Below are 17,442 nucleotides of genomic sequence, written 5' to 3' on the forward strand. Positions count from 1 at the left end.
GTTGAAAATGAATGATTTTATGCTGTCAGATGGCGTTATCATCGCGTCGTCATTTATCGCCATCATGGTGGTGTTGGTGATTTCTGTTCTTGCGCTGGAAAAAGCGGGCTGGCCCTAAGCATACAGGCAGGGAGCCCGCATGACAGTTAACCCTCGCGGTGAAAACTCACTAGTTCAGGACGAGCAATACGCAAATAATCTTTCGTATTGAGAATTATCGACTTTTCCAGCAGTCCGGCGTTGAAGGCAATATCGTCATAACGCGAAAAAAGTAGCGGGTCGGCAACCAGTTTAAGTTCGGGATGGAAGCTGAACGGCGGGATCGCACCAAATACGCAAGCCGTTAATGTTTCGACTTCGGCGGGGCTTGCCAGCGAGGCTTTACTACCACCAAAAAAAGAGGCCAGCCGAGCTAAATCGGCCTGCAGGTCAGCGGCAAGGATCGCCAGCACATGCATTTTCACGCCATTGCCTTTGATTTTGCACACCAGCGCTTTCGCTCCCTGGCCCAGCGCTGTACCACGAATTTCACTCACGGCTTCACATTTACCAGATGCTTCATGCTCGACGATACGGTAGCGCGCCTGAGAATTTTCGAGGGTTTCAATAAGATGCTGATGGATATTTTGGCTGGCAATCTCTGACATCATCACTCCTGGATAAACGTAATAAAAACCAAGAGTAATTCAGTTACCCGAAGATGAAAATAAAAAAGCCGCCTCAAAATTGGCGGCTTAAAAGTACTAGCACTTTACAAACGCTTTTATGTGTACTGTTAAAAAACGACGTTCGCAAGGAACGAAGTAAGAATCGAGTTTGTCTGGGAAGTAATATGCCATATTTGCCACGATGCAAGGGGGCAAATAGCTGCATTTTTGTACCGTAATTTGCGCGTTTGCGGCGAAGAGAAAAAGCCAGCGCGCAAAGCACTGGCTTTCTCTATGTTTAGTTGGAGCTGGCGTTTTGTTTGTGGAAAAGCTCGCGGAACACCGGGTAGATATCTTCCTGGTCGCGGATATGCTGGATTGCGAAATTATCAAACATCGTCTGCAGATGTTCATATTCGCGCCACAGCGTCTGGTGCGCGCGGCGTGTTATCTCGATATAGCTGTAGTAACGCACCACGGGCAGAATTTTCTTCGCCAGAATTTCATGGCATAGCGGTGAGTCATCGGCCCAGTTATCGCCATCCGATGCCTGTGCCGCATAGATGTTCCACTGCGCCGGGTCATAACGCTCTTTGACCACTTCATCCATCAATTTCAGCGCACTGGAGACAATGGTACCGCCGGTCTCCTGCGAGTAGAAAAACTCATGCTCATCAACCTCTTTCGCCTGGGTGTGGTGACGGATATAGACCACTTCTACGTTTTTATAGGTTCTGCTCAGGAACAGATAGAGCAGGATATAAAAGCGCTTCGCCATGTCTTTTGTCGACTGATCCATTGAACCGGATACGTCCATCAGACAAAACATTACCGCCTGGCTTGAAGGCTCCGGGCGTTTTTCATAATTTTTGTAGCGTAAATCGAAGGTGTCGATAAAGGGGACACGTTCGATTTTCGCGCGCAGCTCGGCAATTTCCTTACGCAGACGCTCCTCTTCCAGCAACTGGGCCGGTTCGCTTTTGGCGACAATGTCCAGGTCACTCTCGAGTTCACGTAGCTGACGACGCTTGCCTGCTGTCATCGCGGTACGGCGCGCCAGTGAGTTTTGTAGTGAACGCACGACGCTAATATTGGCGGGAACACCGTTTGCCGTGTAGCCGGCTCGGTGAGTCTTAAATTCATTGAGCTGACGCTGCTGGTTCTTTTTCAGGTTTGGCAACGCCAAATCCTCGAACAGCAGATCGAGATATTCATCTTTTGAAATCTGGAAAACGAACTCATCCTGGCCTTCGCCGTCAGCGCTGGCTTCGCCCTGACCGCTGCCACCGCCGCCACCGCCCCCCTGAGGACGCTCGATGCGGTCGTTTTGCACAAAATGGTCGTTACCCGGGTGGACGCGATGGCGCAGACCGCCGCGTCCCTGATGAAACATCGGTTCGCTGATGTCCTCGTTCGGGATGGAGACGGACTCACCATTCTCCACGTCGGTGACCGAGCGTTTGTTGATGGCCTCGGAGATCGACTGTTTTATTTGCGCTTTATAACGGCGTAAAAATCGCTGGCGGTTAACCGTGCTCTTGTTTTTACCGTTAAGACGCCGGTCTATGAACCAGGTCATAAGTCCCTCCCGTACTGCATTTGCCAACTCTATCCATTGTAATTCGTGCCGCCGGTATTGGCTGCTTTCGCTCCACAACGTGCTGACCCTGTCAGTATGTCACGAGCCGCCCGCTTGCCACCTTCCTGCGTCGCGAAAAACGAGGATACGCACAGACTGTTCAGGCCCGGTCAGCACTGCGCTGCCGGGCCATTTTGGCATTATGATGATTTACGTACACGCAGATACCATTCACACAGCAGGCGAACCTGTTTGCGGGTGTATCCTTTCTCCATCATACGATCAACGAAGTCATCGTGTTTTTTCTGTTCGTCGGTTGAGGTTTTGGCGTTAAACGAAATAACAGGCAGCAACTCTTCGGTATTCGAGAACATTTTTTTCTCAATAACCGTGCGCAGTTTTTCGTAGCTGGTCCAGTTCGGGTTACGGCCGCTATTGTTAGCACGGGCACGCAGCACGAAGTTGACAATCTCGTTACGAAAATCTTTCGGGTTGCTGATCCCGGCCGGTTTTTCAATTTTTTCCAGTTCTGCATTCAGCGATTCACGGTCAAACAACTGACCGGTATCCGGATCGCGATATTCCTGATCCTGAATCCAGAAGTCTGCATACGTGACATAACGATCGAAAATATTCTGTCCGTATTCAGAGTAGGATTCCAGGTAGGCCGTCTGGATCTCTTTGCCAATAAACTCGGCATATTTCGGGATCAGGTAGCCTTTGAGGAATTCCAGATAACGCTCTGCCAGTTCTTGCGGGAACTGCTCACGTTCAATCTGCTGTTCCAGTACATAAAAGAGATGTACCGGGTTAGCGGCGACTTCGGCATGATCGAAGTTAAACACACGAGAGAGGATTTTAAAGGCAAAACGCGTCGACAGACCGTTCATCCCTTCATCCACCCCGGCGTAATCGCGATACTCCTGATAGGACTTCGCTTTCGGGTCCGTATCTTTCAGGCTTTCACCGTCGTAGACACGCATTTTTGAGTAGATGCTGGAGTTTTCCGGCTCTTTCAGGCGCGACAAAATCGAGAAACGGGCCAGCGTTTCCAGCGTACCCGGGGCACATGGCGCATGGGTCAACTCGCTGTGGTTAAGCAGTTTTTCGTAAATTTTGATCTCTTCGGAGATCCGCAAGCAATAAGGCACTTTGACGATATAGACACGGTCAAGGAACGCCTCATTGTTTTTGTTATTACGGAAAGTGACCCACTCTGATTCGTTTGAGTGCGCAAGAATGATGCCGTTAAAAGGCAGGGCGGAAATCCCTTCGGTCCCGTTGTAGTTGCCTTCCTGGGTAGCGGTCAGCAAAGGGTGCAGCACTTTAATAGGCGCTTTGAACATCTCAACGAATTCCATGATGCCCTGGTTCGCGCGGCACAGTGCACCGGAGTAGCCATAGGCATCGGGATCGTTTTGTGCGTGGTTTTCCAGTTTACGGATGTCCACTTTACCCACCAGAGCAGAGATGTCCTGGTTGTTCTCATCGCCCGGTTCTGTTTTAGCGATGGCGATTTGTTCTAGTACGGATGGCCAGACTTTGACCACGCGGAATTTGCTGATGTCACCGCCGAAATCATGCAGGCGTTTCGCCGCCCACGGCGACATGATGGTACCGAGGTAACGGCGCGGAACGTTATATTCCTTTTCCAGAATCTGCGCGTCTTCCTGCGGATTGAACAAACACAGTGGATGGTCGTTTACCGGGCTGCGTTCACCATTGGCGCTCAGCACGTAAATCGGTACCCGCTGCATTAAGGATTTAAGGCGTTCGGCAAGCGAGGATTTACCGCCACCGACCGGACCGAGCAGATAAAGGATCTGTTTCTTCTCTTCCAGACCCTGAGCGGCGTGCTTGAGATAAGACACGATTTGCTCGATTGCTTCTTCCATGCCATAGAACTCTTCAAACGCCGGGTAGCGTCCGATAACCCGGTTCGAAAAGAGACGGGAAAGCCGTGGCTCCTGGGCAGTATCCACCATCACTGGCTCACCAATGGCCATCAGTAGCCTTTCTGCCGCGTTAGCATAGGCACTGCGGTCTTGCCGACAGATGGTAAGAAATTCCTGCAGTGTGAACTCTTCGTCCTTGGCAGCTTCATAGCGCTGGCGGTAGTGATCGAATATATTCATGGCATGCCGTCCTTTCGTTTTTTAGCACAGGTAAAGAGCCGTTCATATGAATAGTAGAGGCTCCCGGAAGCGTTAACTGAACGACGCTAAGAGTCATACAGCAACCCTCATGCCAGGTTGCATGTTATTAACAATATGCGGGTTCGTTAAATCGTCTTCTTAATTTAAGCGTAGATGGCATTTGCAAAACTTGCATGCCGCCTAAAACTAATTTCAATGACATATCAATAACTCATCCATAAATGCTTTCTTTTGTGATAAGCCTTCCACTCTCAAATCACAGCGGCTTCATAAAACCGTAAGCCCCCTGTCATATACAGACCACAGGCTATAGGGTTTAGTTTTGTAATGGTTAAGTAAAAAAATTTGGGTAGACTGTTCTGGACGGTTAAACTTCATTTCGCCGATTATTGACTACAGGAATAAATGGACTGTGATGAAACTCAAACTCCTGGCACTGGGCGTGCTGATCGCTTCTTCTACTTTTACTGCCAATGCCGAAAGCAACTTCTCCCTGGGTGCGGGCGTGGGTGTTGTAGAGACTCCGTATAAACAGTACGACAATAAAACCTATCCGATTCCGGTTATCACTTATGAAAGCGATGACTTCTGGTTCCGTGGTTTAGGCGGTGGCTACTACCTGTGGAATGATCAGGCCGACCAACTCTCCATCTTTGCTGCATACTCGCCGTGGAGCTTTAAGCCGGGTGACAGTGACAATAATCAACTTCGTCAGTTGAATAAACGTAAGTCAACCGCAGTAGCGGGGCTTTCTTATATTCATAACACCGAATACGGTTTCCTGCGCACGTCACTGGCCGGTGATGTGCTGGACAACAGTAATGGTGTGACATGGGATCTGGCCTGGCTGTATCGCTATACCAATGGTGGCCTGACGCTGACGCCGGGTATCGGGGTTGAATGGAACAGCGATAATCAAAACGAATACTATTATGGTGTGTCGCGTGAAGAGTCACGTCGCAGCGGCCTTAATAGCTACGATCCGGACAATGGCTGGAGCCCTTACCTGGAACTTACCGCCAGCTATCGTCTGAACGACAACTGGAGCGTTTATGGCACGGGCCGATACACCCACCTGTCTGATGAAATTAAAGACAGTCCGATGGTGGATAAATCCTGGGCCGGATTGTTATCGGCAGGGGTAACGTATCGTTTCTGATTGTGCTTTTTTATAGTGCAATCTGTGCATTAAAACAGGGCCATTGGCCCTGTTTTGCTTTACGGTGGTGCATTTAGCGCAGGAGGATGATATGGCAGAGAGAAATGTGGTCTTCGCGGGCGAGGTGACGCTGCCTGCTATTGGTCAGGGTACCTGGTATATGGGGGAGAATGACCGCCAGCGCAGTAAAGAGGTGGATGCACTACGGGCGGGCATTGATGCCGGGCTTACGCTTATCGATACGGCAGAAATGTATGCAGATGGTGGGGCAGAAGAGGTGGTCGGCGATGCACTGCAGGGTGGATTACGCGACAAAGTCTATCTGGTTTCGAAAGTGTATCCGTGGAATGCCGGTGGTAAAAAAGCGATTGCGGCTTGTGAGGCGAGTCTGCGCCGTCTGAAAACCGACTCTCTCGATCTCTATCTGCTGCACTGGCGGGGAAATTTTTCGCTGGCTGAAACGGTGGAGGTGATGGAGACCCTCATTGCGCAGGGGAAAATTCGCCGCTGGGGTGTGTCGAATCTCGATTATGCCGATATGCAGGAACTCTTGCAGGTGCAGGGTGGTAAAGCCTGCGTGACCGATCAGGTGCTCTATCATCTGGGGTCGCGCGGTATCGAATATGACCTGCTGCCCTGGTGCCAGCAACAACAGATGCCGGTGATGGCCTACTGCCCACTGGCGCAGGCCGGGCGTCTGCGGGACGGATTGCTGAATAACAGCGTAGTGACGGATATTGCTCAGGCCCATAACGCGACCGCGGCACAAATTCTGCTGGCCTGGGTTATTAGTCACGAGGGAGTGATGGCTATTCCAAAAGCGGGCACTGTGGCGCATGCCCAGGAAAATGCCGCAGCGTTGAATATCACGCTGAGTGCAGAGGATCTGGCTCGGCTGGATAACGCGTTTCCGGCTCCGGGGCGCAAAACACCCCTGGATGTGGTGTAGCACGTCGCGCATAAGCGTATAAGTTGCGGATTCTGTCACCCGGATAAGTCGGGGAGAGCCCGGGAACACGGCTTACCCGGGCTATCACAATCAGCGTTTAACCACGCGGATCGTCTGCGCCAGGCGAGACGGTTTTTCTTCGGTGGTTTTTTGTGGCGCGGTCGCGCAGGCTGATTCAACACAAACAAATGTTTTATAACCATCATCCGGCATGTCGGTCATGCTGGCGGAGAGCGCCGGACCCGGGTTCCATGCGACAACGTTAGTATGATGGTGATGGATCACTTCAATGGTGCGGTTCAGCGCACTGTCATGGATCACACTGCAGGCTTCCGGATTCAGATAGACGCGATCGGTACGATCCGGGAATGTCTGTACGCCATCGGTCAGTGCATCTTCTTGCGCGTTGTTCACTTTATCAATGAAACGATCGCCCAAACCGCTGACTTTCACCGCATGGATATCGCCGACGTTGAAATAGGTATGCAGAGCTGAGGTGGTTTCGAAATCGCCGTGCGCTTCCAGTTCGATTTCGCAGGTTTTACCCAATTTGTAGCGGGCAAACAGCGTGAAATCATGCGGCCAGTATTGGCGGGACGCTTCGCTGCTGTGCAGCTCAAATGTCAGCACAACACCCTTATCATCTTCATTATGCGCTTTCAGTGTCCATACCAGGTTACGGGCGAAACCGTGAGCAGGCAGACCCTGCTGTGCAGCCGGGCCAAACCATGGCCAGCAGATCGGTACGCCGCCGCGCAGCGCCACGCCGTTTTTAAACGGCGTGTTGCCGCTCAACCACAGCGCTTCGTCTTCACCCTGCGGTTTCCAGGAGAGCAGATGTGCGCCCTGCAGAGCAAAAGAGGCTTTAACTTGTGGGTGATCGATAACGATAACGTCCAGTTCGTCCATCAGGCGGCGAGAGAGGGCGGAGGAAATTTGTTCAACAACCGGGAGAGCAAAAATTTTGTTTATCATGGTGCAATCCTTCGTTTAGCGAGACACAAAATCATGAAAGCTGCATCGGGACGGCAAGTCTGAGGAGAGCAGGGAGCACAGAGAATTCTGTGGCCAGCACCCGCGAGCAGCGTCAGTGAGGAAGCAGCTTTCAGGATGACGCGAAACATAAAAAAAGGCGACCGAAGTCGCCTTTATAGATCAATGTTTCATCTCAACTTATTTGGAGATGTGAGCGATCAGGTCCAGAACTTTGTTAGAGTAACCGGTTTCGTTGTCGTACCAGGATACCAGTTTCACGAAGTTGTCGTTCAGTGCGATACCTGCTTTAGCATCGAACACAGAAGTGCAAACTTCACCGTTGAAATCGGTAGATACAACGTCGTCTTCGGTGTAACCCAGAACGCCTTTCATTGCGCCTTCAGAAGCCGCTTTGATTGCTTTCTTGATTTCTTCGTAAGACGCTGCTTTTTCCAGACGAACGGTCAGGTCAACAACAGATACGTTCGGAGTCGGAACGCGGAACGCCATACCAGTCAGTTTGCCATTCAGTTCTGGCAGTACTTTACCTACAGCTTTAGCTGCACCGGTAGAGGACGGGATGATGTTCTGGGATGCGCCACGACCGCCGCGCCAGTCTTTATGAGACGGGCCATCAACGGTTTTCTGAGTTGCAGTAGTCGCGTGAACAGTGGTCATCAGACCTTCGATGATGCCGAAGTTGTCGTTGATAACTTTTGCCAGCGGCGCCAGGCAGTTGGTGGTGCAGGATGCGTTAGAAACGATGTCCTGGCCTTCGTATTTGTCAAAGTTAGCGCCTTTAACAAACATCGGGGTATTGTCTTTGGAAGGACCAGTCAGAACAACTTTTTTCGCGCCAGCAGTGATGTGTTTACGCGCGGTTTCGTCGGTCAGGAAGATACCGGTAGCTTCTGCTACAACGTCAACACCGATTTCGTTCCATTTCAGGTTAGCCGGATCTTTTTCAGCAGTAACACGGATGGTTTTGCCGTTAACAACCAGATGGCCGTCTTTGACTTCTACGGTACCGTTGAAACGGCCGTGAGTAGAGTCATATTTCAGCATGTAAGCCATGTATTCTGCGTCTAACAGATCGTTGATACCAACGATTTCGATGTCAGAACGTTCCTGAGCAGCACGGAAAACAATGCGACCGATACGGCCAAAACCGTTGATACCTACTTTGATAGTCATATATTCCACCAGCTATTTGTTAGTGAATAAAAGGTTGGCTGTAAAATTACAAAAACCTTACGCAGCGTCAAGCGGAATCGTGTCAATCATTGCGACAAATCAATCCTCCGCATAACCTTTGTTCGACTGACTCGTCTCACTCTTCCTATGAGCATGCTCCCCATATGGGGACGCCGCCCCGAATTTTAAAGGTCATGCAGGATAAAAATGTGAGAGTGATCACAATTACCCGCCCGGGGATCCGCAGCAACTAAGTTTAGATCAAAAGTTATCACTTCATTGTTAATGTTTTGTTAGAATCGAAGTGAAGTTGTACGAATTCTTACCGCGAGATGTGAGCTTATGACGACGAAATCCTCTCAGGATGACCTGAAAAAAAATCTGACGGAGATGCAGTTCTACGTGACACAGGATCACGGTACCGAGCCGCCTTTCACAGGCCGTCTTTTACACAACAAACGTGAAGGCGTGTATCACTGTCTGGTTTGCGACGCTCCCTTGTTTCATTCGCAGACCAAGTATGATTCAGGCTGCGGCTGGCCGAGCTTTTTTGAGCCAGTAAGTGAAGAGTCCATTCGCTATATAAACGATTACTCGCACGGTATGCAGCGCGTTGAAATTCGTTGCGGTAATTGTGACGCGCATCTGGGACATGTTTTCCCGGATGGTCCACAACCGACCGGTGAACGTTATTGTGTGAACTCTGCCTCGTTGAGTTTTACCGACGATGAAAACGGCGATCGGACTCTGGGGTGAGGAATCGATTCAGCTATTATTCCACTGGAGTTAATTTATCATGGATTTCGAACAAGTCATTAACAGCATGACGCCGGACATCTATCAGCGTCTGGTTACCGCTGTTGAGTTGGGTAAGTGGCCGGATGGCGTTGCGCTGACGGCAGAACAAAAAGAGAACAGCCTGCAACTGGTTATGTTATGGCAGGCCCGTCATAACACCGACGCGCAGCACATGACCATCGACACGCAAGGACAGATGGTGATGAAAAGCAAGCAGCAACTGAAAGAAGACTTTGGCATTACGCCTACGCCTATGCCAATTGCAACGCTGAAAATGCAATAACTTCCCCGATGAGCGGCGAGGCCACAGCGCTTCGCCCAGTTTTCTCTCCTTCCCGTTTTACTCTCCTTTTCATGCTTTACTTCCTCTTGATGGCCTGATTGCAAAAATCTGTTTTTCCCACAAAGTAACCTCTTTTTATTAAGTTTTTGATTTTAAATGATTTTGTCGATTATGCGTGTTCTCATTTGTGATCTTCGTTGTGAAATACAGAATAAAATCTGTGTTTGGCAGATATTGAGTTGACTTCAAAAATGGATGGCGCGAATAATAGCCTCACTGAAACAAATGAAATCACTGAGGAGCAAGCGATGAAAGCATTAGCGCGTTTCGGCAAGGCATTTGGCGGTTACAAGATGATTGACGTACCTGAACCTGAGTGCGGTCCGGATGATGTTGTGATTGAAATCAAGGCCGCAGCTATTTGCGGTGCGGATATGAAGCATTATAAAGTCGATAGCGGCTCTGATGTTTTTAACTCAGTCCGCGGACATGAATTTGCCGGACGCATTTGTAAAACCGGGGCGAATGTGAAGGACTGGAAAGTCGGCCAGCGCGTGGTGTCCGATAACAGCGGTCACGTCTGTGGCGTGTGCCCGGCCTGTGAACAAGGTGATTTTCTGTGTTGTACAGAAAAAGTAAACCTTGGCCTTGATAACAACACCTGGGGCGGCGGTTTTTCGAAATATTGTCTGGTGCCCGGTGAGATCCTGAAAATCCATCGTCGCGCACTGTGGGAGATCCCGGAAGGCGTCGACTACGAAGAAGCGGCAGTTCTCGATCCTATCTGTAATGCCTACAAATCTATCGCCCAACAATCCAAATTCTTACCAGGCCAGGACGTGGTGGTCATCGGTACCGGACCACTGGGCCTCTTTTCTGTCCAGATGGCGCGCATTATGGGGGCGGTCAACATTGTGGTCGTCGGGCTGGATGAAGATGTTGAAGTCCGTTTCCCGGTTGCCAGAGAGCTCGGCGCAACGGCGGTGGTCAATGGTTCGAAAGAAGACGTTGTTGCCCGTTGTCAGGAGATCTGCGGCAAAGATAACCTCGGGCTGGTGATTGAGTGCTCAGGAGCCAATATCGCGCTGAAACAGTCCATCGAAATGCTGCGCCCGAATGGGGAAGTGGTGCGCGTTGGTATGGGTTTCAAACCGCTCGATTTTTCGATAAACGACATCACGGCGTGGAACAAAAGCATTATCGGACACATGGCCTATGACTCCACCTCCTGGCGTAATGCCATTCGCCTGCTGGCCTCCGGCGCTATTCAGGTAAAACCGATGATCACTCACCGTATTGGACTGTCAGAGTGGGAAAAAGGCTTTGACGCGATGGTCGATAAAACGGCAATCAAAGTCATCATGACCTACGACTTTGATTGATAAGGACCGCGCCTTGTTATTAGCACCGCCAATGCGATCTTGTCATTTACTTTAAATATTGAAGGAAATAATAAAACAGGACATCGCGGACGGAATACACGAATACAAAAATTAATGCTTTATTTCGTGAGGAATATCTTATGGGAAACACAATTGAAAAACCCAATTGTGGGGCAAGACTCGACCGCCTTCCGGATTGCCACTGGCATTATACTATGTTTGGAATGGTGGCTTTCGGATTATTGGTTTGTTGGAGTAACGCCGTTGGTGGATTAATCCTGGCACAGTTAAAAGATCTGGGATGGACGGATAATTCAACGACCGCAACCTTTTCTGCTATTACCACGGCGGGTATGTTTGCCGGGGCATTAATTGGCGGCATCATTGGCGATAAAATTGGTCGTAAGAAAGCCATTATCCTTTATGAAATTATTCATATTGTATCAATGGTTGCCGGTGCGCTCTCTCCGGATATGACATTCCTGATTGCCTGCCGTCTGGTGATGGGATTTGGTCTGGGTGCACTGCTGGTGACGCTGTTTGCTGGATACACCGAGTATATGCCGGGGCGCAGCCGTGGAACCTGGTCGAGTCGCGTCTCCTTTATTGGCAACTGGTCATATCCACTGTGTTCATTAATAGCGATGGGGCTGACGACGCTGGTCAGCGCAGAGTGGAACTGGCGAGTACAGCTGATTATTCCGAGCGTGCTCTCGCTTATTGCCACCTGGCTTGCCTGGCGTTATTTCCCGGAGTCTCCGCGCTGGCTGGAGTCGCGTGGACGCTATGCGGAAGCCGAAGCCATCATGTCGGAGATCGAACGTAAAGTCAGTCTGCAAACCGGCAAGGCACTGAGCGTGGTGACACCTACTGAGAGTAAAAGCCTGCCTCCCGTGGTGCCTTATTCATCGCTGCTGAAAGGAGTGTTGCTTAAACGAGTGGTTCTGGGATCCTTTGTCTTAATCGCCATGAACGTGGTGCAGTACACGCTAATTAACTGGCTGCCGACCATCTTTATGTCGCAGGGGATTAACCTTAAAGATTCCATCGTGCTGAATACCATGAGTATGTTTGGCGCACCCTTTGGCATCTTTATCGCCATGATGGTGATGGATAAAATTCCACGCAAAACAATGGGTGTTGGGTTACTGCTGTTTATTGCTGCGCTGGGTTATTTCTATTCGCTGCAGACCAATATGCTGATGATTACCGTTTGCGGCTTTTTCCTGATTACTTTTGTTTATATGTATGTTTGCTATGCCTCTGCAGTCTACGTGCCCGAAATATGGCCAACCGAAGCGAAATTACGCGGCTCGGGCCTGGCGAATGCGGTCGGTCGCATCAGCGGTATTGCTGCACCTTATGCCGTGGCTGTTCTGCTCAGTAATTATGGCGTCACCGGTGTCTTTATTCTGCTGAGTGTCGTGGCCATTATCGTTGCGGCAGCTATTGCGACCATTGGTATCGAAACAAAAGGAGCATCTGTCGAAAGTATTGGGATGGATGCCGTTACCACCAAATAATGCGTCTTCGAAAGGAATGTGTATGCAAAACTCTAAGGCAATTTTAAAAACACCTGGCACAATGACAATTCTGCCAGCGAATATGCCGGTGCCAGAGGATGATGAAGTATTAATTAAAGTGGAATATGTCGGTATTTGTGGTTCAGATGTTCACGGTTTTGAGTCTGGCCCTTTTATTCCACCGAAAGATCCGAATCAGGAAATTGGCCTTGGCCATGAGTGCGCGGGAACCGTAGTGGCCATTGGCCGTAATGTTAAAAAATTCAAACCGGGCGATAAAGTGAATATTGAGCCCGGAGTACCCTGCGGAAAATGTCGCTACTGCCTGGAAGGCAAATATAACATTTGTCCTGATGTCGACTTTATGGCGACCCAGCCAAATTATCGCGGTGCACTGACATATTACCTCTGTCACCCTGAAAGCTTTACCTACAAGCTGCCGGAAAATATGGACACCATAGAAGGTGCGCTGGTCGAGCCTGCCGCGGTGGGCATTCATGCCGCGATGCTGGCTGACGTGAAGCCCGGCAAAAAGATTGTCATTCTCGGCGCGGGCTGTATCGGCTTAATGACCTTGCAGGCTTGTCGCTATCTGGGCGCCACGCAAATTGTGGTGGTTGACGTGCTGGAAAAACGACTGGCGATGGCGGAAAAACTGGGCGCCAGCGCGGTGATTAACGGCGCGAAAGAGGACACGGTGGTCTGCTGTGCCGAACGTATTGGTGAGATGGGCGCGGATATCGTTTTTGAAACGGCCGGGTCTGCGATCACCGTAAAACAGGCACCTTATCTGGTGATGCGTGGTGGCAAAATTATGATTGTCGGTACCGTTCCGGGCGACTCTGCGATTAATTTCCTTAAAATTAATCGCGAGGTCAGTATTCAAACGGTATTCCGTTATGCCAACCGCTATCCATTAACTATTGAGGCCATCTCCTCCGGGAAATTCGATGTGAAATCGATGGTCACCCATATTTACGATTATGACGATGTGCAGCGTGCATTCGACGAATCCGTAAATAACAAACGCGAAATTATTAAAGGCGTTATTAAAGTCTTAGCTTAATTCATTAATGAGGTGTTATTCATGCTGGCAGATATCAGATTCTGGGAAAATCATGCGCAAGAAAATCATTATGCAATTGCGCATTTTAATGTCTGGAATGCGGAAATGTTGATGGGCGTTATTGATGCAGCGGAGGAGACAAAATCTCCAGTCATTATTTCTTTTGGTACAGGTTTTGTAGGCAATACATCGTTTGAAGATTTCTCTCATATGATGGTCTCCATGGCGAAACAAGCCACGGTTCCGGTTATTACCCACTGGGACCATGGCCGCAGCATGGAGATTATTCACAATGCCTGGCAGCACGGAATGAATTCTTTAATGCGCGATGCATCGGCATTCGACTTTGAAGAGAATATCCGTCTGACTAAAGAGGCCGTGGATTTCTTCCATCCTCTGGGTATTCCGGTTGAGGCGGAACTGGGGCATGTCGGCAACGAAACGGTCTACGAAGAGGCGCTGGCGGATTATCACTATACCGACCCGGACCAGGCTGCGGAGTTTGTTGCGCGCACCGGGTGTGACTCGCTGGCAGTAGCGATTGGCAATCAGCACGGCGTCTATACATCCGCGCCGCAGCTTAACTTTGAGGTTATCCGTCGCGTCCGTGAAGCCGTATCGGTCCCGCTGGTTTTACATGGCGCGTCCGGGATCAGCGATACCGACATTAAAAAAGCCATCGCGCTCGGCATCGCCAAAATCAATATCCATACCGAGCTGTGCCAGGCGGCGATGGTGGCGGTAAAAGAATACCAGCATGAGCCGTTCCTGCATCTGGAGCGCGAAGTGCGTAAAGCCGTTAAAGAACGTGCGCTGGAGAAAATCCGTCTGTTTGGTTCGGACGGTAAGGCGGAGTAGCAACATGGGCAAAATAGATGTGATCTGCGTGGGGGCCGCGATTGTCGACATCCCATTGCAACCGGTGAGTAAGAACATTTTCGATGTTGATTCTTATCCGCTGGAGCGCATTGCGATGACCACCGGCGGCGATGCCATCAACGAGGCGATGATCATTTCTCGCCTCGGGCATAAAACCGCCCTTAATAGCCGCATCGGTAATGATGCGGCAGGGCATTTCATCCTCGAACGCTGCCGTCAGGAGAACATCGATATTCACAGTCTGCGCATGGACGAGGGGGTGGATACCTCGATCAACGTTGGACTGGTGACCAGCGATGGTGAACGGACCTTTGTGACGAATCGCAACGGCAGTTTGTGGAAGCTGGCGCTGGAGCATGTGGATTTCAACCGCTTTGCCGAGGCGAAATTACTGTCGCTGGCGAGTATCTTTAACAGTCCGCTGCTGAATGGCAAAGCGCTAAAAGAGATTTTCATCCGCGCCAAAGCACACCAGTTGCTTATCTGTGCCGACATGATCAAACCGCGGCTGGGCGAGACGCTGGACGATATCCGCGAGGCCTTAAGTTACGTAGATTTCCTCTTCCCCAACTATGAAGAGGCGAAGCTGCTCACCGGTGAGACGTCGCTGGACGGTATTGCCGACAGCTTTCTCGCTTGCGGCGTCAAAACGGTGGTGATCAAGACGGGCAAGAAGGGCTGTTTTATTAAGAACGGTGAGACATGCCTTGAAGTGCCCGCTGTGAAAGGGATTACCGCCATTGACACCATTGGGGCCGGGGATAACTTTGCCTCCGGGTTTATCTGCGGTCTGCTGGAAGATAAATCGCTGCGTGACTGCGCGCTGTTTGCCAATGCCACGGCAGCTATCTCGGTGCTTAGCGTCGGTGCGACTACGGGTGTGAAAAACAGACAGCTTGTCGAACAACTGCTTGATGAGTATGAAGGATAAATAAAGCATGAAAATGATACCGTTGGGAAAAACCCAGCTTTCTGTTTCGCAATTAGGACTGGGGACCTGGGCCATCGGCGGCGGCCCCGCCTGGAATGGCGACCTGGACACTCAGGTCTGTATCGATACGATCGTGGAAGCGCACCGCTGCGGCATCAATTTGATTGATACCGCGCCGGGGTACAACTTTGGCAATAGCGAACGCATTGTTGGCCAGGCATTGACTGACTTACCGCGCGGCGAGGTGGTTGTCGAAACGAAGTGCGGCATCGTGTGGGAACGTGAGGGGAGCCTGTTTAACAAAGTGGGTGACCGCCAGCTATATAAAAACCTCACGCCGGAATCTATCCGCGAAGAGGTGGAAGCAAGCCTGCAGCGTTTGCAGATTGACTGCATCGATATCTATATGACCCATTGGCAGTCAGTGCCGCCGTTTTTTACCCCCATTGCTGAAACCGTTGCAGTGCTGAACGCATTGAAGACAGAGGGCAAGATCAAGTCTATCGGCGCGGCAAATGTGGACATCGGACATATCGAAGAGTACCTGCGCCACGGTGAACTGGATATTGTGCAGGCAAAATACAGCCTCCTCGACCGGCAAATTGAGCGCGACATACTCCCGCTTTGCCAGAAGCGCGGCATCGTCCTGCAAGTCTATTCGCCGCTAGAGCAGGGGCTGCTGACCGGTACGGTAACGCGCGACTTTGTTCCGGTGGGAGCGCAGGCAAACAAAGTGTGGTTTCAGCGTGATAATATGCTACAGGTTATTGATATGCTGGAGAAATGGCAGCCACTGTGTAAAAAGTATGATTGCACCGTACCCACACTAGCGCTGGCGTGGATATTGAAACAAAGTAGTCTGATTTCTATTTTAAGCGGCGCGACCTCACCGCAGCAGGTACGGGAAAATGTGCGGGCAACGGCAATTCATCTCAGCGATGCCGATGCATTATTAATGAAAGAGATGGCTGACACTCTTATTAATAAGTAATGGGAATGACGGTGTGTCTTTGTTACTCGAAAATACATGAATAAATCTGTGATTCAAACATATTCTTTTGAAAGTAAACATGGCGTGTGACATACTGCCTGGATATCATGTTATTAAGCGAAGCAGAGGCATACCGTGGCTGCAAAGGACAGATTGCAAACCATTAAACAGATGGTAACCAACGAAAAGAAAGTGCTGGTGACTCAGCTGAGTCAGCTCTTTCAGGTTACCGAAGAGACTATTCGTCGCGATTTAGAAAAACTGGAAGCCGAAGGGATCATTACCCGTACCTATGGCGGCGCGGTGCTCAACAGCGCCAGTATCACGGATAACGTTCATTTTTATAAACGCGCGAAATCCTTTTTTGAAGAGAAGCAGGTTATTGCGCTAAATGCGCTGCCGTTTATTAATAATAAGACCACGATGTCTGCAGATTCCAGCACCACAGCAATGGAACTGCTGAAATTATTAAAAGATCGCAAAGACCTGACGTTGTTGACTAACTCAACCGAAGCCTTTCGCGAACTGGCGCAGTCGGACATTAACATTGTATCGACTGGTGGGGAATTTAATAAGAATACGCTTTCTTTTCAGGGGCGCATTACCAAAGAAATTATTGGTAAATACCATGTCGATATTATGGTGATGAGCTGTAAAGGTCTGGACATCAACAGCGGTGCGCTTGATTCCAACGAAGCAGAAGCAGAAATAAAAAAAGTGATGATTAGCCAGGCGACAGAGGTCGCTTTACTGGTGGATCATTCAAAATTTGACCGTAAGGCTTTTGTTCAACTCGTCGATTTTACTCATATTAATTATATTATTACGGATAAAAAACCAGGCGATCAGTGGATAACATTTTGTCAGAAAAACAACATTCAACTGATTTATTAAATTTCCCGGTGGGCTGAATACCACTCGGATGAGTGA

The 17,442-nt window shown here is 49.9% G+C and carries 17 protein-coding genes; 12 read left to right on the forward strand and 5 right to left on the reverse strand.

From position 1 onward, the window contains the following. Positions 1 to 7 precede the first annotated feature (7 nt). The gene (gene yoaI, locus ACS0RQ_RS11060; protein WP_271849023.1) at positions 8 to 118 is read left to right on the forward strand and encodes a small membrane protein YoaI; all 111 of its coding nucleotides are present in this window, start codon (positions 8 to 10) and stop codon (positions 116 to 118) included. Between the two features lie 28 nt (positions 119 to 146). Here the strand turns inward: yoaI and ACS0RQ_RS11065 are convergent, their stop codons facing one another. The 3 genes from ACS0RQ_RS11065 to yeaG all read right to left on the reverse strand — a co-directional run bounded on the left by ACS0RQ_RS11065 (position 147) and on the right by yeaG (position 4,361). Beyond that, entirely contained in the window at positions 147 to 647 is a 501-nt protein-coding gene (locus ACS0RQ_RS11065; RefSeq protein WP_271849137.1) for a YbaK/prolyl-tRNA synthetase associated domain-containing protein, read from the reverse strand. 298 nt (positions 648 to 945) lie between these two features. Continuing rightward, the gene (locus tag ACS0RQ_RS11070) at positions 946 to 2,226 is read right to left on the reverse strand and encodes a YeaH/YhbH family protein (protein ID WP_041851666.1); all 1,281 of its coding nucleotides are present in this window, start codon (positions 2,224 to 2,226) and stop codon (positions 946 to 948) included. A gap of 200 nt (positions 2,227 to 2,426) precedes the next feature. After that, the gene (gene yeaG / locus ACS0RQ_RS11075; RefSeq protein WP_041851665.1) at positions 2,427 to 4,361 is read right to left on the reverse strand and encodes a protein kinase YeaG; all 1,935 of its coding nucleotides are present in this window, start codon (positions 4,359 to 4,361) and stop codon (positions 2,427 to 2,429) included. 433 nt (positions 4,362 to 4,794) lie between these two features. Here yeaG and ACS0RQ_RS11080 point away from each other — a divergent pair, with 433 nt between their 5' ends. Further along, positions 4,795 to 5,541, forward strand: coding sequence for a MipA/OmpV family protein (locus ACS0RQ_RS11080; RefSeq protein WP_041851664.1), 747 nt, complete (start codon positions 4,795 to 4,797; stop codon positions 5,539 to 5,541). Positions 5,542 to 5,632: 91 nt separating this feature from the next. Next, complete coding sequence (locus tag ACS0RQ_RS11085) at positions 5,633 to 6,490, forward strand: aldo/keto reductase (RefSeq protein ID WP_271849022.1); 858 nt, start codon at positions 5,633 to 5,635, stop codon at positions 6,488 to 6,490. 90 nt (positions 6,491 to 6,580) lie between these two features. Here ACS0RQ_RS11085 and ACS0RQ_RS11090 read toward each other — a convergent pair whose 3' ends face one another. Together ACS0RQ_RS11090 and gapA are read right to left on the reverse strand one after the other, a co-directional pair. Next, complete coding sequence (locus ACS0RQ_RS11090) at positions 6,581 to 7,465, reverse strand: D-hexose-6-phosphate mutarotase (protein ID WP_271849021.1); 885 nt, start codon at positions 7,463 to 7,465, stop codon at positions 6,581 to 6,583. 198 nt (positions 7,466 to 7,663) lie between these two features. Beyond that, positions 7,664 to 8,659, reverse strand: coding sequence for a glyceraldehyde-3-phosphate dehydrogenase (gene gapA, locus ACS0RQ_RS11095; RefSeq protein WP_041851661.1), 996 nt, complete (start codon positions 8,657 to 8,659; stop codon positions 7,664 to 7,666). 342 nt (positions 8,660 to 9,001) lie between these two features. Here gapA and msrB point away from each other — a divergent pair, with 342 nt between their 5' ends. From msrB to ACS0RQ_RS11140, 9 genes are all read left to right on the forward strand, one after another. Next, positions 9,002 to 9,415, forward strand: coding sequence for a peptide-methionine (R)-S-oxide reductase MsrB (gene msrB, locus ACS0RQ_RS11100; RefSeq protein ID WP_041851660.1), 414 nt, complete (start codon positions 9,002 to 9,004; stop codon positions 9,413 to 9,415). 40 nt (positions 9,416 to 9,455) lie between these two features. Beyond that, positions 9,456 to 9,740, forward strand: coding sequence for a YeaC family protein (locus ACS0RQ_RS11105; protein ID WP_271849020.1), 285 nt, complete (start codon positions 9,456 to 9,458; stop codon positions 9,738 to 9,740). Between the two features lie 308 nt (positions 9,741 to 10,048). Beyond that, positions 10,049 to 11,122: a zinc-binding dehydrogenase gene (locus ACS0RQ_RS11110; RefSeq protein ID WP_222556765.1), complete on the forward strand. Its 1,074-nt coding sequence runs from the start codon at positions 10,049 to 10,051 to the stop codon at positions 11,120 to 11,122. Between the two features lie 140 nt (positions 11,123 to 11,262). After that, the gene (locus tag ACS0RQ_RS11115) at positions 11,263 to 12,645 is read left to right on the forward strand and encodes an MFS transporter (RefSeq protein WP_271849019.1); all 1,383 of its coding nucleotides are present in this window, start codon (positions 11,263 to 11,265) and stop codon (positions 12,643 to 12,645) included. Positions 12,646 to 12,667: 22 nt separating this feature from the next. Further along, entirely contained in the window at positions 12,668 to 13,711 is a 1,044-nt protein-coding gene (locus ACS0RQ_RS11120) for an NAD(P)-dependent alcohol dehydrogenase (RefSeq protein WP_271849018.1), read from the forward strand. A 21-nt stretch (positions 13,712 to 13,732) separates the two neighbouring features. Beyond that, positions 13,733 to 14,569, forward strand: coding sequence for a ketose-bisphosphate aldolase (locus ACS0RQ_RS11125; RefSeq protein WP_271849017.1), 837 nt, complete (start codon positions 13,733 to 13,735; stop codon positions 14,567 to 14,569). A 4-nt stretch (positions 14,570 to 14,573) separates the two neighbouring features. Beyond that, complete coding sequence (locus ACS0RQ_RS11130) at positions 14,574 to 15,521, forward strand: carbohydrate kinase family protein (protein ID WP_271849016.1); 948 nt, start codon at positions 14,574 to 14,576, stop codon at positions 15,519 to 15,521. Between the two features lie 7 nt (positions 15,522 to 15,528). Next, on the forward strand, positions 15,529 to 16,512 hold the full coding sequence (gene ydjG / locus ACS0RQ_RS11135; RefSeq protein WP_271849015.1) for an NADH-dependent methylglyoxal reductase: 984 nt from the start codon (positions 15,529 to 15,531) through the stop codon (positions 16,510 to 16,512). Between the two features lie 135 nt (positions 16,513 to 16,647). Continuing rightward, on the forward strand, positions 16,648 to 17,406 hold the full coding sequence (locus ACS0RQ_RS11140) for a DeoR/GlpR family DNA-binding transcription regulator (protein WP_271849014.1): 759 nt from the start codon (positions 16,648 to 16,650) through the stop codon (positions 17,404 to 17,406). The last annotated feature ends 36 nt before the right edge of the window (positions 17,407 to 17,442 follow it).

The organism is Phytobacter diazotrophicus (genome assembly GCF_052061655.1).
Taxonomy (GTDB): domain Bacteria; phylum Pseudomonadota; class Gammaproteobacteria; order Enterobacterales; family Enterobacteriaceae; genus Phytobacter; species Phytobacter diazotrophicus.